The 21,314-nt window shown below is 67.9% G+C and carries 17 protein-coding genes; 3 read left to right on the forward strand and 14 right to left on the reverse strand.

What is annotated here, in order from left to right; genetic code table 11:
• Positions 1 to 13: 13 nt before the first annotated feature.
• Positions 14 to 253: a hypothetical protein gene (locus G1H11_RS04390; protein WP_163816420.1), complete on the reverse strand. Its 240-nt coding sequence runs from the start codon at positions 251 to 253 to the stop codon at positions 14 to 16.
• A gap of 32 nt (positions 254 to 285) precedes the next feature.
• On the opposite strand from G1H11_RS04390, the gene G1H11_RS04395 reads away from it, so the two are divergent.
• Positions 286 to 3,915, forward strand: a complete 3,630-nt coding sequence (locus tag G1H11_RS04395; RefSeq protein WP_216843438.1) for a heparinase II/III domain-containing protein — start codon at positions 286 to 288, stop codon at positions 3,913 to 3,915.
• 64 nt (positions 3,916 to 3,979) lie between these two features.
• On the opposite strand, the gene G1H11_RS04400 is transcribed toward G1H11_RS04395, so the two are convergent.
• From G1H11_RS04400 to G1H11_RS04435, 8 genes are all read right to left on the reverse strand, one after another.
• Positions 3,980 to 4,117, reverse strand: coding sequence for a methionine/alanine import family NSS transporter small subunit (locus G1H11_RS04400; protein ID WP_163816424.1), 138 nt, complete (start codon positions 4,115 to 4,117; stop codon positions 3,980 to 3,982).
• Entirely contained in the window at positions 4,117 to 5,640 is a 1,524-nt protein-coding gene (locus G1H11_RS04405; protein WP_163816426.1) for a sodium-dependent transporter, read from the reverse strand. The genes G1H11_RS04400 and G1H11_RS04405 overlap by 1 nt, the downstream gene beginning before the upstream one ends.
• A 117-nt stretch (positions 5,641 to 5,757) precedes the next feature.
• The gene (locus G1H11_RS04410) at positions 5,758 to 6,609 is read right to left on the reverse strand and encodes an alpha/beta fold hydrolase (protein WP_163816428.1); all 852 of its coding nucleotides are present in this window, start codon (positions 6,607 to 6,609) and stop codon (positions 5,758 to 5,760) included.
• Between the two features lie 91 nt (positions 6,610 to 6,700).
• A complete protein-coding gene (locus G1H11_RS04415; protein WP_163816430.1) occupies positions 6,701 to 7,873 on the reverse strand; it encodes a M24 family metallopeptidase in 1,173 nt (390 codons plus the stop codon).
• A 24-nt stretch (positions 7,874 to 7,897) separates the two neighbouring features.
• Positions 7,898 to 8,833, reverse strand: coding sequence for an ABC transporter permease (locus tag G1H11_RS04420; protein WP_216843439.1), 936 nt, complete (start codon positions 8,831 to 8,833; stop codon positions 7,898 to 7,900).
• Positions 8,830 to 9,792 carry an ABC transporter permease gene (locus tag G1H11_RS04425; protein WP_163816431.1) on the reverse strand — a complete coding sequence of 321 codons (963 nt, stop codon included), beginning with the start codon at positions 9,790 to 9,792 and terminating at the stop codon, positions 8,830 to 8,832. The genes G1H11_RS04420 and G1H11_RS04425 overlap by 4 nt, the downstream gene beginning before the upstream one ends.
• A 19-nt stretch (positions 9,793 to 9,811) precedes the next feature.
• Positions 9,812 to 11,461 (reverse strand): ABC transporter substrate-binding protein, encoded by a 1,650-nt coding sequence (locus G1H11_RS04430; RefSeq protein WP_163816433.1) that lies wholly within the window; start codon positions 11,459 to 11,461, stop codon positions 9,812 to 9,814.
• Positions 11,461 to 12,669: a membrane dipeptidase gene (locus G1H11_RS04435; RefSeq protein WP_163816435.1), complete on the reverse strand. Its 1,209-nt coding sequence runs from the start codon at positions 12,667 to 12,669 to the stop codon at positions 11,461 to 11,463. The genes G1H11_RS04430 and G1H11_RS04435 overlap by 1 nt, the downstream gene beginning before the upstream one ends.
• Positions 12,670 to 12,862: 193 nt before the next feature.
• Between G1H11_RS04435 and G1H11_RS04440 the strand changes: the two genes are divergently transcribed.
• Complete coding sequence (locus G1H11_RS04440) at positions 12,863 to 13,879, forward strand: Lrp/AsnC family transcriptional regulator (protein WP_163816437.1); 1,017 nt, start codon at positions 12,863 to 12,865, stop codon at positions 13,877 to 13,879.
• Positions 13,876 to 15,561, forward strand: a complete 1,686-nt coding sequence (locus G1H11_RS04445) for an ABC transporter ATP-binding protein (RefSeq protein WP_163816439.1) — start codon at positions 13,876 to 13,878, stop codon at positions 15,559 to 15,561. Before G1H11_RS04440 ends, G1H11_RS04445 begins: the two co-directional genes overlap by 4 nt.
• Positions 15,562 to 15,571: 10 nt before the next feature.
• On the opposite strand, the gene hemB is transcribed toward G1H11_RS04445, so the two are convergent.
• The 5 genes from hemB to G1H11_RS04470 are packed head-to-tail and all read right to left on the reverse strand — an operon-like array spanning position 15,572 to position 21,231.
• A complete protein-coding gene (hemB, locus tag G1H11_RS04450; protein WP_163816441.1) occupies positions 15,572 to 16,558 on the reverse strand; it encodes a porphobilinogen synthase in 987 nt (328 codons plus the stop codon).
• Between the two features lie 23 nt (positions 16,559 to 16,581).
• A complete protein-coding gene (locus G1H11_RS26855; protein WP_163816443.1) occupies positions 16,582 to 18,195 on the reverse strand; it encodes a uroporphyrinogen-III synthase in 1,614 nt (537 codons plus the stop codon).
• A complete protein-coding gene (gene hemC / locus G1H11_RS04460; RefSeq protein ID WP_163816445.1) occupies positions 18,192 to 19,151 on the reverse strand; it encodes a hydroxymethylbilane synthase in 960 nt (319 codons plus the stop codon). The genes G1H11_RS26855 and hemC overlap by 4 nt, the downstream gene beginning before the upstream one ends.
• Positions 19,148 to 20,530, reverse strand: a complete 1,383-nt coding sequence (locus tag G1H11_RS04465) for a glutamyl-tRNA reductase (RefSeq protein ID WP_163816447.1) — start codon at positions 20,528 to 20,530, stop codon at positions 19,148 to 19,150. The genes hemC and G1H11_RS04465 overlap by 4 nt, the downstream gene beginning before the upstream one ends.
• Positions 20,527 to 21,231: a redox-sensing transcriptional repressor Rex gene (locus G1H11_RS04470; RefSeq protein ID WP_163817059.1), complete on the reverse strand. Its 705-nt coding sequence runs from the start codon at positions 21,229 to 21,231 to the stop codon at positions 20,527 to 20,529. The genes G1H11_RS04465 and G1H11_RS04470 overlap by 4 nt, the downstream gene beginning before the upstream one ends.
• Between the last annotated feature and the right edge of the window lie 83 nt (positions 21,232 to 21,314).

A 21,314-nucleotide genomic window follows, 5' to 3' on the forward strand; every position in this document is an offset into this window, starting at 1 on the left:
AATTACGCAGAGATTATATTCGCGCTTCCGCTGAAACAGCAATGCTCCGCCACCCCCGGGCAATCCCCGCGCGCACGTCTTTCACCAGCAAATAGACGCCAACATCAGCATGGACCTTCGGCTGCAAAGAGCTACGGCTACCTAAATATGCGTGACCTAAAGTCGGAATGAGGGTATTGAAAAAATAACCATCTGCGATAAGCTCACCAACACCGCGGACCGCCCCATCGCCATGGATGACCAGCTTCTCCACCCCGTGACCCGTCGATGTCCTGGGAGCCTGTCATGGACGAAGACCACCGCCCACCGTTGTGGAACCGCCGCTCGTTTCTCCGCACAGCGGGACTCGTAGGCGTCTCCTCCGCCCTCCTGCCACCGATCATCACGCGCTCCGCGTTCGCGCAGGCCGGGCCGTTGAAGGCCGACCTGCCGCACGACCCCGCGGACGCCCCGGTCAAGACCGCGGCCACGTACTACACACCCGACAAGGTCGACGCCGCGCGGCGCAACGTCGCAGATTACGCCTGGGCCGCCAAGCTCCGCGACGAGGCGGTCGCCACCGCCCAGCCGTACATCGACGCCGGCGACGACTGGCTCTGGGCGTTGCCCACGGGCCAGGGCCTGCCACGCAGCTACGCGGTGAACCAGGACCTCGGCTCGCCCGTCTCCGGCCAGGACATCTACGAGTACGGCAACTACCCCTGGCGCATCGACGAGTTCGAGCAGCCGTGGAAGCTGACCGACCCGTCCAGCGACTACGTCTTCCCCACCAACGACTTCGGCGCCTTCTACCGCAGCGGACTGAATGAGCACGGCGAGTTCGACCGTTCTCTTGCCGACGAGAGCCTGCTGGTCAACGAGCTGTATCCGGACCGCGGACCGACCTGGGGCGTGGACGACGGGTTCGGCTGGATCGACGACAACGGCAACAAGTGGACGTTCATCGCCTACTACGTCCACTGGGGGCTCTGGTACAACACGCTCGACGGCGGAGGGCTAACCAGCGGAATCAGGGCTCTGCGCGACGCCTACCTCTACACCGGCGACCCCGTCTACGCACGGTCCGGGGTGATCCTCCTCGACCGGGTGGCGGACCTCTACCCTTCCATGGACACCGCGCCGTACAAGCGGGCGGACGGTTACTTCCACTCTGACGGCCTCAGTGGCAACGGCAAGGTGGTCGGGTGCATCTGGGAAACCGGCCTGATCCGGGACTACATCTACGCGTACGACGCCTTCTTCCCGGCCATCGCCGAATCGGACACGCTCGACGTCATTCCCTTCCTGCGGGACAAGGCGCAAGCGCATCGGCTCCCGGCCAAGGAATCGGTGGACGACCTCCGGCTCAATGTGGAGAACGGGATCCTGCGCGAGACCTGCCGCGGCGTGCTGAGCGCGAAGATCTTCGGCAACTTCGGCATGCATCAGAACACGCTGGCGTCGGCGGCCGTCGTCCTCGACGACCCCGACGCTTCGCCGCAATGGATCGACTTCGTCTTCGCCAACGGCGGGCGGGTGCAAGACCCGGACTACCGGGTCACAGGAGGAGCCTTCTACCAGACCCTGATCGACAAGGTGGACCGGGACGGAGCCGGTGACGAGGGCGCGCCTAGCTACAACCGCCTGTGGATCGGTCACGTCAAGGGCGTCGCCGACGTGCTGGCCGGCTACGCCGACTACCCGCAGGCTGACCTGTACGAACACCCGAAGTACCGCAAGATGTTCCAGATGCGCTACCGGCTGCCCATGCTCGGCACGTACACGCCCTCGATCGGGGACTCCGGGCAGACCGGTGCACCGGGCCTGTTCGGCTCAACGAACGACCACGTCGCTGCGTTCGAGCGTTTCGGCGATATCGAGCATGCCCAGCTGGCCCATATCTCAGGTGAGGGAAAGATTGACGACCTCTACAGTGACGTCTTCGCTCTCGACGTCGCCGGGACGCAGCAGCGCATCGCCGCCGTCGTCGCCGAGCACGGCCCGCTGAACCGGCCCAGCGAGAACCTCACCGGGTTCGGCTTCGCCGCCTTGCGCGCCGGAGATCCCGAGCATGCCCGCGCGGCCTGGATCTACTACGGCCGCAGCAACGGGCACGGCCACCGGGGCACGCTCAACCTGGGGCTCTACGGGTTCGGCGTCGACCTGGCTCCTGACCTGGGTTATCCCGAGTACGCCGACGGCGGTGCCCGGCGGCACGAGTGGACCAGCAACACCATCGCGCACAACACTGTCCTGGTCGACGCCAAGCAGCAGGGCCACCAATGGGTTTCCACCCCGCGGGGATTCGGCGCGGCCGAACGGGTCCAGATGGTGGATATCGAGGCCCCGAAGGTGTACCCCCAGGCCAGCGTCTACCGCCGGGTGACCGCACAGATCGAAGTGGACGAGGGCAACGCGTATGCCGTGGACGTGTTCCGGGTGGTCGGCGGGCACGAGCATCATTTCAGTTTCCATGCGGCAGAAGGCGCCGCCACCGCGGAGGGCCTGGCGTTAGTCGAGCAGAAAGGTGCGGCTGCGCGGATCTCCTACCCGTGGCGCACGCCGTCCACAGCGGGTGACTACGGCGCCCTGAGCCAGCAGATCAGCATCGAGCCGACCGGCTCTCACCAGCTGTCCGTACGCGTCTACGACGACTACGCCGCCGGCACGGCCGGGTACCACTTCATCCAGGTGCTCATCGACGACACCGTGGTGGCGGAGCGCGATGTCGCCGGAAACGGCGACTGGGCCGAGCTGACTGCGGACGTCACCGGCGCCCTGGCCGGGAAGACCACGGCCACGGTCACGTTGCGGCTGTATGAAAAGCGCGGGGTCGGCAACTTCGGGGTCATGGTCCTCTTCGACGACCTGTCCATCTCCGGCGCGACCATCGAGAACGGAGACTTCGAGGACGCGGACTCGACCGCCTGGCAGGCCGACTCTAACTCCGCACACTTCTCCATCGACGCCCGGGTCGAGGGCAGCTACGCCGGACCCGGCATCGCGCCGCCGGCCCCCGAGGCGCCGTACCGCCCGGACGCCAACGGGTTCGACTGGCTGGGCAACGTGGAGCGCGACGACGCTCCGCCGGCCGCGTTCAGCGTGGACTGGTCCGTCGTAGACACCTATGACGTCGGCGCACCGGACGATCTCCACCTGCGGTTGCACGCCCTGCACGACGCCGACGACGTCGCCCTTGCCGACGGCATCCCGCCCCGCAACAAGCCGGGAAACCCGAAGTCACTGCGGTACCTGATCTCGCACCGGCACTCCAGCGACGAGCTGGCGAGCCAGTTCGTGTCCGTACTCGAGCCTTACGCGGGAGCGCCGAACATCGACGCGGTGCAGCGCGTCGAGGCCGTCGCTATCGACGGCGAGGTCGCCGGACACGAGGTGGTGGCGCTCAAGGTCGAGCTCTCCGGCGGGCGGGTGGACTACGTGGTCAGCTGCGCCCGGCCCGAGGTCAAGCTGCGGGTGGACAGCCGATTCACGTTCCGCGGCTCGTTCGGCGTGTGCTCGTGGCGCGGCGACGCGGTCACGTACGGCTTCACCCACGGTGCCGACGAGATGGCAGGCGTCAACGCCCTGTCTGGCCGTCCCGCTGCGCTGGTCGGCACGCTGGCTGACTTCACCGCCGAGTTGAGCGACACCAACCACCTGACCGTCAAGCTCGAGAACCTCGCCGAACTGCACGGGAACTATGCGAAGGCATTGACCGGCGCGGACATCTACGTAGAGAACGACGGCGAGCGCAATGCCGTGTACCGCGTCGAGAGCGTCGGGCCCCGCACCGGGAACGAACTGGTGCTGGAGATCGGCGACGCTACGCTGATCAGGACCTACCTGGACCCCGACGACGTAGACCGCGGTTACCGCTACGACGTGGCCAAGGGCGCACGGGTACGGATTCCGCTGACCCGCGAGTGGACCGCGTGACGAGGCGTTGCGTCCTGCACCCTGAGGGCTCGAGCCCTCACTTTGCAGGACGCAACGGCCGTCATCACCTCGAGGGAGGCGGGGGACGGTCCTCATCGCGGGGATCATCCGGGTGACGCCTGAGCACCACGATGCCGGCGACGAGTCCGCCCCACACGACGAGAATGGAAACGATCAGCATGATCACGGCTCCGGTGGACATCAGACCCTCCCCTCATCGCCGTGCACCCGCACCAGCTGGTCGGCCTGACGCCAGGGCAACAACGAGAGCGCGATGCCGACCAGCAGCACGCCCGCCGCCACTCCCCAGCCGGCGACGGCCAGGAAGGCCCCAGGGTAGTCCTGGTACGGAGCCTCGAGCTCACCGCGCAGGCTGTCCCACATCATCAAGCCCAGCACGACCGGCGTGATCACACCCAATGTGAACAGCCACAGCCTGCCGACCTTGATAGCCGAGGTCTCGTCCGCATGGACCTGGAGAGTGGGCAGCGCCCGCAGCATCCAGGCCACCACGACGACGGCCACAAGTGCGGCCATCGCGATGCCGTACTGGTTCACGAAGTGGTCAGCCGCATCGAGGATGTAGATCCCTTCTCCAGTCGGGAACAACACGATCGACACCACCGCGATCCCGCCGCCGACCACAAGCACGGCAGGAACACGTGGCATGCCGGTCCGGTCCTGGACCGCACTGATCACCACCTGGACGATGCTGATCAGCGACGACAGCCCCGCGATCACCAGGGAGCCGAAGAAGAGCAGCCCGAAGAGGTCCCCGGCGGCCGGGAGGCTGGAGATGATCTGCGGGAAGGCGACGAAGGCCAGCCCGATGCCGCCCTCCTCCAGCACCTCGCCGACGCCCAGGCCGGCGGTGGACGCCATGAAGCCGATGGCCGCGAACACGCCGATGCCCGCCAGGATCTCGAACGAGCTGTTCGCGAACCCCGCCACCAGCGCGGAACCGGTGAGATCAGCCCGTCGGTGCAGGTACGACGCGTAGGTCACCATGATCCCGAAGCCGACGGACAATGAGAAGAAGATCTGCCCGTACGCCGCGACCCACACGCTGCCGTCGGTGATGGCGCTCCAGTCCGGTGAGAAGAAGGCGTCGAGCCCGTCCGCCGCGCCGTCGAGCGTGAGCGCCTGCACGACGAGGACGAGGAACAGGATCGCGAGCAGCGGAATGAAGATCTTGTTCGCACGCTCGATGCCCCGGCGCACGCCGAACGCCAGCACCCCGAGCGTCACCACCCAGATGCCGATCAGAGGCCAGGCCACCCCGGAGACATACGATGAAACGAACCCCGGCTCGTCGGCGGTCTGCAGGACTTCGCCGTACAGGTACGCCTCCGGGTCGTCGCCCCACTGCTGACCGATCGAGAACCCCGTGTAGCGCACGGCCCAGGCGATGATCACCGCGTAATAGGTGGCGATGACGAAACAGATGGCGACCTGCCACCAGCCGATCGGCTCCGCCCGGCGAGACAGTGCCCGGAACGCGAGCGGTGGTGAGCCCTTCGCGCGCCGGCCGATCGTGTATTCCATGATCAGCAGCGGGATCCCCGCGGTGAGCAGCGCGATCAGATAGGGAAGCAGGAACGCCCCGCCGCCGTGCTCATACGCGACGTACGGAAATCTCCAGATGTTGCCGAGGCCGATGGCTGATCCGACAGCGGCGAGAATGAACCCAGCGCGGGTGGCCCATTGCTCCCGCTCGCGAACCATTACCGTGCACCTCCGCGTCGACGATGCTCGCGTCCCGAATGACGAGCGCTCAAGCCGGCACTCGACAGGACACAACCGGTCCCGGTACCCAAGATCGGCACCGCCACACCCGGTAGGTCATGTTCCAGAGGTCAGCACCCGCTCGACCAGGAACCGGCGCACAACGCTCTGGAACAGCTCCGGCTCCTCCAAGGGCGGGGAGTGCCCCGACTTCTCGAAGATCACCAGCGTGCTGTCCGGGATGAGCGAGGCGATGGTCTCGCTGCATTCCACCGGGGTGATCCAGTCGGCCCGGCCTACCGTCACGAGAGTGGGGCACGAGACGTTTGGAAGCCCCGGTTTCACGTCGTACTTGTGCTTGTTCACCGAGAACGCGAAGTTGTGGGTGGCGTAGTGGTAGTCGACGGCCGCGATCCGCTCGGGCAGCGTGGCAGGGTCGAAGTCGTAGTCGTACAGCGGCAGGATCTCGGCCCAGCATTCGCGGAAGTCGTCGTTGTCGTAGACCCGTCCTTCCATGATCCGCATCAGTTTCTCTTCGTCGATCTCGACGCGGGCGGACGCACGGGCGTTGGCCAGGGCGAGGTCGTCGTGGCTCTGGTCCGCCGCGGTGTCCCGGAGCACCATCGCCCGCAACCGCTCGGGATGGACGATCGCGTACTCCATCGACAGGAAGCCGCCGTAGGAGCCGCCGGCCATCACGAACGTCTCCGCGCCCGCCCACTCCCGCAACGCGTCGATGTCCGCCACCCACTGCTCGTGGGTGAACGGCGGAGTGTCGCCGCTCTTGCCGCTGCCCCGCGCGTCGAAGACCAGCACCCGGAAGATGTCCGCGAGGTGCCCGAAGGCGGCGAGCGGCTCACGTTTCGAACCCAGGCCTGGAGCACCGTGATGCGCGATCAGCAGCGGTGCGTCCGGGTTGTCTCCGAGTAGCTCCACGTCCAGCGGATTACCGTTGATCTCGACGATCATCTCGTGTCTGGCCTCTTTCGTTCCGTGGGGGTCATGCCGGGTGCTCCACACCGGCGGTCCCGGGGCCTGGCCCACGGGACCGCCGGGGGTCTCATAGCGGAATCACGACATCGTCGAGATCACGCGGATAGGTGGTGAGCCGTTCGTGGCCGGTCTCCGTCACGAGCACCGTGTCCGAGATGCGGTAGCCGGCATGGCCGGGGACGTATACGCCGGGCTCGCTGGACACGACCATGCCCGGTTGCAGCTCGCTCGAGTCGCCGTCCTCCAGCCACGGCGGCTCGTGGAAGTCCAGACCGATGCCGTGCCCCTGCCGGTGCCGCAGGTTCCCGGCGAACCCGGCATCGCGGATGACGTCGAGACAGACCCTGTTCACGTCTCTGCACACGGCTCCGGGCCGTATCGCCTGGGTGCCTACCTCCTGGGCTTCCCGGTCCGCGGTGAAATACCGCAGCTGCTCGGCACTGGGCTCGCCGAGGAAGAACGTCCGCTCGCTCTCCGCGTACCGCCCGCCGACCGCCCCGCCGAGGGACAGGATGAAGGTGTCGCCGGGCTTGAGCCGGTTCGCCGACGGAAGCCCGTGTGGGTAGGCGGACTTCTCGCCGCTGTACACGAGCCCGCCCGTGAGCATGGGAACGACGACGACGTCCTGATGCTCGGCGTACATCCACCGGCTGCCCGCACGCACCACGTGGTCCGCGAGCTCCGCCTCCGACGGCAGCTCGCCGGACTCCACGGCGGCCTTCACCAGGTCGATGCCGGCCGCCAGCATGACGTCTCCGAGCCTGGCGGCACCACGGTGGAGTTCGATCTCCTCCGGCTGTTTGACCAGCCGCAGCTCGTCGACGACCGCCGAGATCTCCCAGGTGACGCCCGGCAGGGCCGCCGACAGCGACCGCAACCGGCCGGTGGTCATGGCCGGCGTGTGTGCCCACCGGCCAGCGCGGGGCACCGCCGCTGCCAGTGTCTCGAAGGGGCTGACTACGCCCGGGTACTCGGTGAAGGCGACGATCTCGTCCACAACCGCCCCCTGGGCCACCGCGTGCTCCCGTTCCAGTTCAGGAACCAGCAGGACACTGCGGTCGCGGGCCACCCACACAATCGCAGGGCGCTCGTTCGGATGGTGGAAGAAGCCGGTCACGTAGGCGACGTCGTGCCAGTCGTCGATCACGACGGCGTCCAGACCGTCGGCGTCGAGCCTGGCCCGGAGCCGATCGTGGACGCCGCGGTAGAAGTCGGGGCTGAGCCGTTGGGAGAACGTCATGCGTCGATCGCACCTTTCACCGTGTCAGCGGTGGTCGTCTTGCCGGGTTCGGGGGTTGCGGGCATCGTTGTAGGCGAGTGCGCACAAGGTCGCGGCCACCACCAGGAGCAGGATCGCCAGTGACGGGAAGAACGCCGTCCACCACGACGAGCTCAACGCCCCGGAACGCTGGGCGTTGTGCAGGATGGCGCCCCACGACCAGCTGCTCGGGTCACCGAGACCGAGGAAGGACAGGCCGGCCTCGCTGAGCACCGCGCGGGACGCGGTCAGCACCACGGAGACGGTGATCACCGGCGACACCGCCGGGAGCACATGGCGGAACAGCACCCAGCGGTTCGAGCCGCCGATCACGTGCGCTGCGTCCACGTAGGACAACGTCACGACGGGCATCGCCTGCGAGCGCACCACCCGGGCCACCTCCGGCCACGAGAACGCGGCGATCACCACCACGAGGGTGGAGACGCTGGGCCCGGCCAGGGCCGCCACCAGGATCATCAGTGGAAGCACCGGCAGCGACAACATCAGGTCGACGAGCATTCCCAGGGGCGTGTCGAGGCGCTTGAAGTACGCCCCGCTGACCCCGACCGCCACCCCGAGGACGATCGCCAGGCCGGCGGCGCCGAGCCCGACCACCATGCTGGTCCGGGTGCCCCACACCACCTGGGCGAAGATGTCGCGTCCGAGGTTGTCGGTGCCGAACCAGTGCTGGGCCGACGGCCCGGACAACACCTCGGTGCCGTAGCCACTCGGATAGTCCGCGATCAGCGGCGCGAACACCGCCACGAGCACCAGCAGTGCCAGCATCGCCACGGACACCGTGCCCAGTGGATTGCGGCGGAAGGCTCGCCAGGTCCGGGCCCGCGGGGAACCGTACGGTGCTCCACCGTCCGGCAGCACCATCGGATCAGCGGGTGCCGCGCTCGTCGCGTCGCTCATGCCTTCTGGTCGCGATCGGCTCATGAGACTCGCACCCTGGGGTCGAGGAATCCATATGCCATGTCGGTCAGGAAATTCGCCACGACGACGGTCGCCGCCAGCAGCACGAACGCACCCTGCATGACCGGGAAGTCCAGCTGGCCGACCGACTCGTAGATCGCGCGGCCGATTCCCGGATAGGCGAAGATGGTCTCGGTCAGCACGGCGCCTCCGACCAGGAAGCCCAGCTGCAGACCGACCAGCGTCGTGGTCGGCAACAAGGCGTTGCGCAGGGCGTGCTTCCACACGACGGTCCGCTCCGACGATCCCTTGGCCCGGGCCACGTTGCAGTACTCCTCGCCCAGCGCGTCGATGAGGTTGGTCCGCAACGTCAACACGTAGGCGCCGATCTGCAGCAGCACCAGGCTCAGCGCGGGCAGGACCAGATGACGGGCCATGCTGATGTAGGCCTCGAAACCGTAGACGTCGGAGTCGATGGCCCCGCCGATGGGGAACCAGCCCAGCCCGAGGCCGAAGGCGTACAGCAGGGCGATGCCGACTGTCGGCACGAACAAGGACTGGCCCACCACCCCGCCGATCTGCACGATGCGGTCGATCGTCCCGCCCTTGTGAGTGGCCGCGGCCACCCCCAGCGGAAGCCCGATGATCAGCGTCAGGACGAGCGCGCTACCCGTGAGCATGAGTGTCCACGGCAGCCGTTCCAGCAAGATGTCCAGCACCGGCTGCGACTGCCGGAAAGAGATCCCGAGATTGCCCTGGACCAGCTGGGCCAGATAGTTGACGTACTGCAGCAGCAAGGGCTCGTCCAGACCGAAGTCGGCGAGCATCTTGGCCCGCTGGTCCGCGGTCATCGTCGGGCTGGCCACAGCCAGGGCGGGGTCGCCCGGCAGTAGCCGCACCAGGAAGAACGTGACGGTGACCGCGAACCACAACGTGAGCAGACCACGAAGCAGCCGCAGCGAGCCGAATCTCAGGATCGCCATATCGCCTGACCGTCCGGGATCACTCCGCCGGCCGCACCGACGCCAAGGACTGCGGGTTGACCACGGAGAGCAACTCGCTCGGCTTCGGATCGAATCCGGTCCACTGGTCGGTCGCGGCGAAGGTGAACTGCTCGACGTACATCACGTTGTCGTACACCTCGTCGGTCACGATCCTGGCGATCTCCTGGAGCGGGCCGCGCGCGTCCTCGACCGTCAGCGCCGACGACGCCTCCTCCATCAGCGCGTCGATATCCGGGTCGTCGACCCCGGCGTAGTTGATGAAGCCCTCCTCGTCGAACAGCAGCACGAAGTTCGACTGCGGCTCGTCGATGATCGCCCAGGAACCGGCGTAGATGTCGAAGTCCCGGTCCTGGGTGCGAGAGAGGTACGTATTGCGCTCAAGCCCGGAGAGCTCGATCTCGATTCCGGCCTCGGCGCTCTGGTCACGCACGAGTTCGGCCCACGTGGAGATGATCGGGTCTCCGGTGTCGTAGATCATTTCGAAGCTGACGTCGTCGTACATTCCGTCGCCGTTCGCGTCCTCGAAGCCGGCATCCTCCAGCAGGCTGCGGGACAGATCCGGGTCGAAGGCGTACTCCTCCGCCGTATCGTCGGCCCATTGCGCGAAGGTGGGCGTGAGCACGCTGGAGTTCGCCGATACCGCATTGCCGCCCAGGACTACCTGCCGGATTGCCTCGTAGTCGACCGCGTGCGCCAGCGCCCGCCGCACCTCGACCTGGTCGAGCGGTTCGCGGCGCATGTTGTACTGCATGTGAGCCCAGCCCAGAGACGGAACGGAGTACAGCTCCAGCGAGTCGTCACCGGAGAGCTCTTTCACCACCGACGGCGGCAAGGCGTTGGCGATCAGGTCGAGCTCGCCGGAGCGCAGCGCCAGCACCTGCGTGTTGACGTCCGGGTACACCCGGTAGATCACCCGGTCCAGATTGGCCTGCCCGCCCTCGGCCAGCGGGTAGTTGTCGACGGCGTCGAGCACATACCGCTGTCCGCGATCGACCTCTGTCAGCACGAAGGGGCCGGCTGACACCCAGTCGGAGTCGTTGGCGAAGTCGGCCACGGTGGGTGCCTCACCGAAGACGTGCGACGGAACGATCGGCATCCAGAAGCCGATGCTGTTCAGGAACGCACCGTCCGGCCGGCTCAGCGTGAACTCCACGCGGGTGTCGGAAACCGCTTCGGCGTCCTCCATGGCTCCGATCATCCCGGACACGGTTCCCAGGCTCTCATCCTTGACCGCGGTGACCGTGAAGGCGACGTCCTCCGCGGTCAGCGCCGTGCCGTCGGTCCACTCCAGGTCGTCACGAATCTCGATCCACGCCGTGAGGCCGTCTTCGCCGTAGCCCCACTCCGTCGCCAGGGCGGGGACCTTCTCGCCGTCGCTGTTCAGCGTCATCATCGACGGGTACATGAGATTGGTCACCCAGGTGTCGGTGCGGCTGTTGCCCACCAGTGGGTTGAAGTTGACGACGTCGGCCGTGGTGCCGATGCGCAGATCGCCGCCGGACGCATCGCCGGCGTCCTCGCCGGACGTGCCGCCCTCGTCGTCGGCGGCGTCCGGATCGGACGGGGTGCAGGCGGCCATCATCACCGCGGCGGCGGCCACGATCGCGGCCCCGCGCAGTCCCGCCCGGGTGTTCCTGCTGTTCCTCATCAGTTCCAGACCTCCTCGATCACTCGCATCGCGTTCCCCCCGATGACGGCGCGAATCTCGTCGTCGGAGTAGTCGTGTGCGACCAGCCAGCCAACGATGTTCCAGAAGCACTCGGCCGGGTTCTCGAGGCCGTCGACGTACTCGACCTCGTCGTACTCGACCGAACCGTGCGCTTCACCGATCGACAGGTGATCGGCGAAGAGGTGATGCAGCCCGACGTGGTCACCGAAGAGCGTGTCCGGGCCGAACGCGACATGCTCGATGCCGACCAGATCGACGCAGTACACGAAGTGGTCCATGACCGACTCGAGATTGTGCCGGGGGTGCGCGGGCGACAGCGTGGTGTGCGGCGCGGCCTCAAGGCCGATGATCCCGCCACGCTCGGCGCACGCCTTGATGACGTTGTCCGGCTTCATCCGGTTGGTGTTCCAGACGGCGCGGGCGCCGGCGTGGGTGATGATGATCGGCTTGGTGGAGTGCTCGATGACCTCGAGCGACGTCACGTCCCCCGAATGCGACACGTCGATGATGATGCCGAGTGCGTTCATCCGCTCGACGGCCTTGCGGCCGAAGACGGTGAGGCCTCCGTCGCGCCGCTCCTTCAGACCACTGCCCAGCGTGTTCGCCTCGCTGTAGGCGATGCCGAGCTGGCGCACCCCGAAGCCGTACAGAATGTCGATCCGGTCCAGCTCGTTCTCGATTGGCGTCGAGGCCTCCAGCCCGGCGATCAGGGCGATCCGTCCGGTCTGTTCGGCGTGGCGGATGTCCGCGACCGTCTCCGCCTTGACGACGAAGTCCTGATGCGCGAGGTCGCTGAACCGCATCCCCAGGTCAGCGATGATGTCGGTCCACTTCCACCCGGCATGGCTGGTGACGCACGCGGTGCCGTCCATGAAGTTGTCGAAGACTGCGGTCAGCCCGGAGCGGGCCAGGCCTTCGTATCCGGTGCGGTGCCGGCCGTGCCGGTTGTAATCGATGGTCTCGCCGATCTCCTCCGGGAACCGGGTGGGGTGCTCATGCGTGGAGACGACGACGCTCTCCGTGAGCAGGCGGGTGACTCGCTCCTGCTGGGCCGAGGACAGCTCCAGGCCGGCGTAGGCGGGAACCCGCCCCAGCTCCGGGGCCAGCTTGAAGGACTTGTAGTCGACTCCCTCCCGCAGGTAGCCGTACGAGGTGTAGCCCTGGTAACGCGCAGCAGGTTCGAGCACTTGTGACCCTCCGTCAGCACGCCGCGATGGCGGCACAGAACAACGTTCAATCGTGAACAGTGCCAGAAACAGACACTTTCGGCAAGTCAAATGACGGAGATAGACGCGACGAGTAGTTTTCTAGATAGATTTCTGCGCGACGTACACGCTAAGCTCAGCTCCACGACAAGCCGAGCCAGGATGGAAACCCCGCATGACCGACGAAGCCGTCGTGCTCGACGAGATGGACCGCCAGATCGTGGCCGCCCTGCAGATACACGGGCGTGCCACGTGGCAGCAGATCGCCCGGGCCGTCGGAACCTCGGACACCACGGTGTCCAGGCGGGCGCAGCGACTCTTCTCCGATGGCGTGGTCCGCGTCGTCGCGTCGACCGATCCGCTGCGCTGTGGCTCCGGATACCCGGTCATGATGCAGGTGAGATGCCACGTGGGCCAGAGCCCGCGCGTGGCCGCCGAGCTCGCGAAGCGGCCCGACGTCCGGTTCATCGCCTTGGTCACGGGGTCCTTCGACATCGTGCTTGAGCTGATCGTGGCGTCACAACGCGAGCTGGCGAGAGTCCTGTTCAACGGCATCGAAGCCATCGAGGGCATCTCGTCCACCGTCACGGAGAACGTCATCGCCCACTACAAGGTCGCACACGTCTGGTCCCACGGCACCCTCGACGAGCCGGCCGCGGAATCGCTGGCAGAAGCGCGCGGTCCCATCGTCGAGACCGAGCCGGCTCCCCTCGACGAGCGCGATCGGGCACTCGTCGAACTCCTCGGCACGGATGCGAGGCTGAGCTTCGCCGGACTCGCCGGCCAGCTCGGCATGAGCGAGTCGATGGCCAAGCGACGGGTCAGCACGCTGGTCCGCGAGGGACGGGTGCGGTTCACCACCGTGGTACGGCCAGAACTCCTCGGCTACCAGGTCGAGGCGTTCTGCTGGCTCGATGTGGATCTGCGGCACCTCGACGACGCCGCTCGGACACTGGCGGCCCGGCCCGAGGTCCGCTACGTGGCGGGAACCGCCGGCTACACCGATCTCACGTGTGAGGCGGTTCTACGCGACCACGCGGACCTACACCGGTTCACCACCGAGGTTCTGGCTAACCTGCCAGGTCTGAGGCGTACCGAGATCGGCCTCGAGCTGGTGACCCTCAAGCGCGCCTATGCGCACGTGGACTCCCCGTTCTTGGACGGGGACGGATCGGACAAGGGGATCGTATGACCACGCCGGCACTGGCGCTGCACGCGCTGACGGTGTCCTTCCGGATGGGACGCCAGCAGCTCGACGCCGCACGAGACGTGACGTTCGAGGTGCAGCCCGGCGAGATCCTGGCGCTCGTCGGCGAGTCCGGTTCCGGCAAGAGCGTCAGCGCCACCGCGGTGCTCGACCTGCTTCCGCGTACTGCCACCCGCACCGGCCGCATCGAGGTCGCCGGGCGAGACGTGACCGGACTGGGCCAAGCTGCCCTGCGCAGGCTTCGCGGCAAGGACGTCGCCATGGTCTTCCAGGAACCCATGACCGCTCTCAACCCGGTCCTGACGGTCGGCTCCCAGATCGTCGAGGCGCTGCGCCTGCACACGTCGCTCTCCAAGTCCGCGGCGCGAGCCCGGGCCGTCGAACTGCTGGACATGGTGGGAATCCCCGATCCCGCCACGCGCTACCGCTATTACCCACACCAGATGTCCGGCGGGCAGCGGCAGCGAGCCGTCATCGCGATGGCCATCTCATGTGACCCCGCCGTGCTCATCGCCGACGAGCCCACCACCGCGCTCGATGTGACCGTCCAGGCGGAGATCCTGGAGCTGCTGCGCGATCTCCGGCATCGGCTCGACTCAGCCATCCTGCTCATCACCCACGACATGGGCGTCGTCGCCGACATCGCCGACCGCGTCGTCGTCATGCGGCGTGGTGAGGTGGTCGAGCAGGCCCCGGTGACCGAGATCTTCGCCCGCCCTTCTCACCCCTACACTCGGGAACTCCTGGCCGCCGTACCGCATCTGGGTCACCGGCCCGAGTCCGGTCGCCTGCTCGAGGCCGAGCCCGCGGAGCCAGCGGAGACTCCGGCGGCTCAGGCTGCCGCTCATGCCGGGAACGCGCTGGAACTGCGCAATGTCGCAGTCGAGTATCCGGGCGGCCTCGGCCGCGCCGGGTTCCGCGCGGTCGACGACGTCAGCTTCACCATCGGGCGCGGCGAGATCCTGGGTCTCGTCGGCGAGTCCGGCTCGGGCAAGTCCACGCTGGGCCGGTGCGCGGTCGGCTTGCTGCGGGCTGCCTCTGGCCAGGTACTCGTCGACGGGCAGGACATCACCACCGCGTCGCGGCGCGAGCTCCGGAAGGTACGCGGCCGCATCGGCATGGTGTTTCAAGACCCGGCGTCGTCGCTGAATCCGCGCTATCCGATCGGCGACAGCATCGCGGAGCCGCTGCGTCTGCAAGGCGAACTGTCCGGACGCGCCGCAATAGACCGCCGGGTGACGGCGCTCCTGGAGAGCGTCGAACTGCCGGCCGCCTGGCGGCATCGGTTTCCACACGAGCTCTCCGGTGGCCAGCGGCAGCGGGTCGGCATCGCCAGGGCGATCGCCTTGGATCCGGTGCTGCTGGTGGCCGACGAGCCGACCAGCGCGCTCGACGTCTCGGTTCAAGCCCGCGTCCTGGACCTGCTGCTCGACCTGCAGGCCCGGCTCGGATTCTCGTGCTTGTTCATCAGCCACGATCTCGCCGTCGTCGAACTGCTCGCCAACCGGATCGCCGTGATGCACCAGGGCAAGCTTGTCGAGGTGGGCACGCGCGACGACGTGCTGTCCCGGCCGCGCGAGGACTACACCAAGCGCCTGCTCGCCGCCGCCCCCGTACCCGATCCCGTGGAGCAGCGACGCCGTCGCGAGTCGCGTCGTGTCAGCTGAGCGGTGAAGCTCAGCGTCCCGCACCGGAAAGCCGGCGGGCCGCGTCGACGGCCCAGTAGGTGAGGACGATGTCCGCACCCGCGCGGCGAATCGAGGTCAGCGACTCCATGATCGCGTGGTCACGGTCGATCCATCCGTTCGCGGCCGCGGCCTCGACCATCGCGTACTCGCCGGATACCTGGTACGCCGCCACCGGAACATCCACGGCATCTCGCACACGTGCGAGCACGTCGAGGTAGGACATCGCCGGCTTGACCATCACCATGTCGGCGCCCTCCTCGATATCCAGCCGGACTTCGCGCATCGCCTCGGTGGCGTTGGCCGGATCCTGCTGGTATGTGCGCCGGTCACCGGACAGCGACGACTCCACCGCATCACGGAACGGCCCGTAGAACGCGGACGCGTACTTCGCCGCGTAGGCCAGAACGGCGACGTCGTGGTGGCCCGCCGCGTCGAGCGCACCACGAACAGCCGCGACCTGGCCATCCATCATCCCGCTGGGTGCCACCACGTGTGCTCCGGCGTCTGCCTGCGCCACGGCCATGGCTTCGTAGGCTCCCAGGGTGGCGTCGTTATCGACCGTCCCGCCGGGCGTGAGGAGGCCACAGTGCCCGTGGTCGGTGAACTCGTCCAGGCACAGGTCGGCCATCACCACCGTCGCGTCGCCCACCTCGCTGACGACCTCACGGATGGCGACGTTGAGCGCACCGTCCGGAGCGGCCGCGCCGGTGCCGACGGCATCCTTGTGCTCGGGAACGGCGAAGAGCATCAGCCCACCCACGCCCGCCTCGACGGCCTCGACGGCCGCCTTGCGCACCGTCTCGGCGGAATGCTGCACGACCCCCGGCATCGAGAGGATGGGCCTCGGCTCCACCGCGCCCTCGCGGACGAACATGGGCAGCACCAGCTGCCGTGGCTCGAGCATCGTCTCGCTGACCAGCCGGCGCATCGCCGGGGTGCGACGCAGCCGCCTCGGCCGTTCATTCGGGTACGGCACCGCGGTTCTCCTGTGGTTGCGGCTTACTGGGCGTTCTTGCTGCGCCGGGACGCCGCACGCCGACGCTGCGACGGCTTGAGCAACGGCTCCCCGGACTCCAGGAGCGACACCCGGCGAGCGGTGCCGAACTCCGCCAGTGCCTCGGCCAGCAACTCCGCCGACGGCTCCGGCGCCATCACGTCGACCCGTAGGCCGTGCTCTTCGGCCGTCTTGGCGGTGGCCGGGCCGATGCACGCGATCACCGTGTTGGTGTGCGGCTTGCCGGCGATGCCCACGAGGTTGCGCACCGTCGACGACGAGGTGAACAGGACGGCGTCGAACTTGCCGGTCTTGATCGCCTCGCGCGTCTTGGCCGGCGGCGGCGCGGCACGCACCGTCCGGTACGCCGTCACGTCGTCAACCTCCCAGCCCATGTCCATCAGGCCGGCCGCCAGCGTCTCGGTGGCGATGTCGGCCCGGGGCAGGAAGACCCGGTTGATCGGGTCCAGCACCTCGTCGTACGGCGGCCAGTCGGCGAGCAGACCGACGGCGGACTGCTCTCCGGAGGGCACCAAGTCAGGTTCGATACCCCATTCCCGCAGCGCGGCGGCGGTCTTCTCGCCCACGGCCGCGACCTTCAGGCCGGAGAGTGCGCGGGCATCCAGGCCATAGCCGACCAGCTTCTCCTTGACCGCACGCAGGGCGTTGTACGACGTGAAGGCGATCCACTCGTACCGGCCCTCGACCATGCCGCGGACAGCCTTGTCGATCTGCTGCGGGTTCCGAGGCGGCTCGACCGAGATGGTCGGCACCTCCTCGGGCACCGCGCCGGACCGCCGCAGCGCCGACGAGAGCGACGCGGCCTGCTCCTTGGTGCGCGGAACCAGGACTCGCCATCCGAACAGCGGCTTGGTCTCGAACCACGACAGCGCGTCCCGGTTCTCGATGGTGTCGCCGGCGATGACCGTGTACGGGCCCTCCAGCTTGGCGGCCTTCACCGCGGCCATCACGTCGGCGAGGGAGGACACGATCGTCTGCTGCTCGACCGTGCTCCCGCCCGTCACCACCGCGATGGGCGTGCTGGGTACCCGGCCGGCATCGACGATGCCCTGCACCAGATCGCCGAGCTGCTCGGTGATGCCGGTGAAGACCAGGGTGTCCGCTGTACACGAGTGCAGATCGATCTTGCCGCCCACGTCGATGATCTGCGCGCTGCGCCGCCGCCCGGTGACGAGCGGCACGCCGGCGTGGGTGGGCACAGCCGTACCCAGGGCGACGCCCGCCACGACCTCGAACGGGATACCGGCCTTCACACAGGCCAGAACCTCGTCCGCACCGGTGGGGTGGCTGAACGGATCACCTTCGAGCAGCCGGACGACCCGGCGACCGCTCTTGGCGGCCTGGGCTATCCGGCGGCCACGGGCGGCGGCGGTCAGCGCGACCCCGGCGTCGTCGACGCTGACGTCCACCAGCTCGACCAGATCTGGTGCGTGCTCCAGTATCTGGTGCGGTACGGACTCGTCGATGACGACGACGTCGGCCTCACCGAGCGCGTCCACCGCTCGGAGGGTGAGCAACCCGGGGTCGCCCGGGCCGGCGCCGACGAAGGCGACGCCACCTTGATCAATGCGCTTACGCGCGTCGCGCGGAGTGGTCACGAGACGTTCTCCTTCTTCGGCACCTTTAGCTCGGCGCCGACAACTGTCCCGGCCCCATCGTCGAGCAGATCGCCGGCGAGCGTTCGCCCGAGCTGCTCGGCCTCCTCAACCGGGCCGGTGACGGACTTGCGGATACTGATGGCGCCGTCGCTGGAGACGACAGCACCTCTTATGTACAGTTCATCCGATTGCGGGGCATCTCCTTCGGCCACCACAGCATATGCACCCACGGGTGCGCTGCAACCAGCCTCGAGAACGGCCAGCAATGTGCGTTCCGCGGTGACGGCGGCCCGGGTCATCGGGTCGTCGAGCACCGCTAGCGTGCCGACGAGTTCCTCGTCGGCCGTACGGCATTCCACCGCCAGTGCTCCCTGCCCGGGGGCCGGCAGCATCTGAAGGGGGTCGAGCACCTCGGTCACGGCGTCCAGCCGGCCGAGCCGGCTCAGGCCGGCGCGGGCGAGGACGATCCCGTCGAGTTCACCACTGGTGACCTTCGCCATCCTGGTGTCGACGTTGCCACGGACCGGAACCACCTCGAGCTCGAGTCCCAGCGCTCGCAGTTGCGCCGCGCGGCGCGGGGACCCCGTCCCGATGGTCGAGCCGGGTGGCAGTTCGGCCAGTGTGAGGTCGTCCCGCGCGCACAAGACATCGCGGGGGTCGGCCCGCTCCGGAATGGCGGCCACGGTCAGGTTCTCCGCGGGAGTGGTCGGGAGGTCCTTCAGCGAGTGCACGGCGAGGTCCACACGATCGTCGAGCAGTGCCTCACGCAGCGCGTTGACGAAGACGCCGGTACCACCGATGGTGGCCAGCGGCTCGTTCGAGACGTCACCGTAGGTGGTGATCTCGACCAGGTTCACCGCACGGCCGGTGGCCGCCGTCAATGCCTCCGCGACGCCGCGTGACTGCGCCATCGCCAGCTTGCTGCCCCGCGTACCGAGCCGAAGTGGAGGTGTCATGTCCGCTCACCCGCATCCGTACCGGACTCCCCGCTCCGCGGGTCCGGCTTGACGACCGCATCGATGGAGCGCCGGTCAAGGGCGAACAGCTCTCGCAGCGCCGCCTCGTAGTCGGCCCCGCCGGGCTGCGACGCCAGCTCCTTGACCCGCACGGTAGGCGAGTGCAGGAGCTTGTCCACCACACGCCGAACAGTCGCGGAGACCTCCGCCTTCGTCCGGTCGTCGAGGTCGGGCAGGCGGCCTTGCATCCGGGACAGCTCCGCTTCCACCACGGTGTCGGCCATGGTGCGCAGGGCCACCACGGTGGGCGCCACCTGAGCGATCCGCCGAGCGGCGGAGAATGCGTCGACCTCCTCGACGACGATGGCGCGCACGTCGGCCACGTGATCGGCCACGGCGCCGCCGTCAGCGTCCTGAGCCTGCGCGAGGGTGGCGAGATCGGCGAGTACCACGCCGGGCAGCTCGGCCACGGCACCGTCGACATCGTGTGGCAGGGCGAGGTCGAGTATGCCCAATGGCCGCCCTCCGCGACGGGCGACGGCCGCCTCTACCAGTTCGAAAGGAATGACCACGCCGGCCGCGCCGGTGCACGTCACGAGCAGGTCGACCTCGGCGATCAACGCCGGCATCTCACTCATCGGCACGGCGGTGCCTCCCACCGCCGCCGCGACCCGCTCGGCATGCTCAGGCGTGCGATTGCCGACGACGACGTCCGCGCCCGCCTCCGCGAGCGTCGAGGCGGCCAGTGCCGACATCGATCCCGCTCCGACGACGAGTGCCCGGCAGCCCTCGACGAGGTGCCGCCAGGATCGTCCGTCGACCTGTCCCACGGCCCAGCCCTCGGGAGCGACCGATGGCACGACGCTGGCCAGGCCCACAGTGACCAGCGAGCGGCCCGCCGCGTCGATGTCCGTCTCAGCATGAGCGCGCTTGCCGACCCGCAACGCCGTCTGGAAGAGCTCGCCCAGCACCCGGCCCGTCGTCCCGGACGTCTGCGCCAGCCGGAACGACTCCCGTACCTGGCCCAGAATCTGCGACTCGCCCACCACCATCGAGTCCAAGCCGCTGACGACATGGAAGAGGTGCGAGACGGCACGTTCCTCGTAATGCACGTACAGATACGGCGTCAGCAGCTCCAGCGGCACGCCGGTGTGGGCCGACAGCATGGCTCCTGCCTCGTCCACGCCACCATGGAAGGTGGCGGCGTCGGCATACAGCTCAAGGCGATTGCAGGTAGCGATGACCACGGCCTCGGACAGGTGGTCGGCGACATGCACCTCGTCGAGGAGCTTCGCCACCCCATCGCGGCTCAGCGCGACGTCCTCGAGTGCCTCGACCGGGGCGCTGCGATGCGAGAGCCCCATCACCAGTACGCTCATCCACCGACCGCCTTCGCGAGTTCGACCGCTTGCTCGGCCGTGAGTGCCAGCGCCGCACCGTTCTTGCGCTGTTCGTGGTAGGCGAGGATCTGCAACTCTGTCGAGAGGTCCACTTTCCTGAGATCGACACCCTCGGGAACCTGCACGACAGCCGGAGCGAAGTTCAGGATACTCGTGATTCCCAGATCGACGAGTCGATCACAGACCGCCTGCGCCGCGTGGGCCGGCGTGGCGATGACCGCGATGGCGATGTTGAACTCCTTCACGACGTCGTCGAGGTCATCGGAGTGCCGTACTTTCAGGCCGGCCACTTCCTCGCCGGTGCGCTGCGGGTCAGCGTCGACGAGCGCCGCGATCCGGAATCCGCGGGAGGCGAAGCCTCCGTAGTTGGACAGGGCATGGCCAAGATTCCCGATACCGACGATCAGCACCGGCCAGTCTTGGGTGAGACCGATCTCACGCGAGATCTGGTGCTGCAGGAACTCCACCTCGTAGCCCACGCCCCGGGTACCGTACGACCCCAGATACGACAGGTCTTTGCGCAGCTTCGCGGAGTTCACTCCCGCGGTCTCCGCGAGCTCGTCGGAAGACACGGTGGCGACGCCACGTTCGGCCAGCGCTGTGAGGGCGCGCAGGTACAGTGGCAACCTGGCCACCGTAGCCTCAGGCACACCACGAGGTATCGGCGCCGGCTGCGCCAACGAGCTAGTCGGTCGGGCCACAACTCTCCCCGGTCGGCCGGGTGCCGGAACGACATAACCAGGGGTGGTGTCGCCTCGGAATC

It is taken from the genome of Phytoactinopolyspora alkaliphila (assembly GCF_010550695.1).
Classification (GTDB): Bacteria; Actinomycetota; Actinomycetes; order Jiangellales; family Jiangellaceae; genus Phytoactinopolyspora; species Phytoactinopolyspora alkaliphila.

What these genes read in the sequence shown, in the direction of transcription:
- G1H11_RS04395 (WP_216843438.1), top strand. Translation starts at nt 286, where the DNA reads ATGGACGAAGACCACCGCCCACCGTTGTGGAACCGCCGCTCGTTTCTC.
- G1H11_RS04400 (WP_163816424.1), bottom strand. Translation starts at nt 4,117, where the DNA reads ATGTCCACCGGAGCCGTGATCATGCTGATCGTTTCCATTCTCGTCGTG.
- G1H11_RS04405 (WP_163816426.1), bottom strand. Translation starts at nt 5,640, where the DNA reads ATGGTTCGCGAGCGGGAGCAATGGGCCACCCGCGCTGGGTTCATTCTC.
- G1H11_RS04410 (WP_163816428.1), bottom strand. Translation starts at nt 6,609, where the DNA reads ATGATCGTCGAGATCAACGGTAATCCGCTGGACGTGGAGCTACTCGGA.
- G1H11_RS04415 (WP_163816430.1), bottom strand. Translation starts at nt 7,873, where the DNA reads ATGACGTTCTCCCAACGGCTCAGCCCCGACTTCTACCGCGGCGTCCAC.
- G1H11_RS04420 (WP_216843439.1), bottom strand. Translation starts at nt 8,833, where the DNA reads ATGAGCCGATCGCGACCAGAAGGCATGAGCGACGCGACGAGCGCGGCA.
- G1H11_RS04425 (WP_163816431.1), bottom strand. Translation starts at nt 9,792, where the DNA reads ATGGCGATCCTGAGATTCGGCTCGCTGCGGCTGCTTCGTGGTCTGCTC.
- G1H11_RS04430 (WP_163816433.1), bottom strand. Translation starts at nt 11,461, where the DNA reads ATGAGGAACAGCAGGAACACCCGGGCGGGACTGCGCGGGGCCGCGATC.
- G1H11_RS04440 (WP_163816437.1), top strand. Translation starts at nt 12,863, where the DNA reads ATGACCGACGAAGCCGTCGTGCTCGACGAGATGGACCGCCAGATCGTG.
- G1H11_RS04445 (WP_163816439.1), top strand. Translation starts at nt 13,876, where the DNA reads ATGACCACGCCGGCACTGGCGCTGCACGCGCTGACGGTGTCCTTCCGG.
- hemC (WP_163816445.1), bottom strand. Translation starts at nt 19,151, where the DNA reads ATGACACCTCCACTTCGGCTCGGTACGCGGGGCAGCAAGCTGGCGATG.
- G1H11_RS04465 (WP_163816447.1), bottom strand. Translation starts at nt 20,530, where the DNA reads ATGAGCGTACTGGTGATGGGGCTCTCGCATCGCAGCGCCCCGGTCGAG.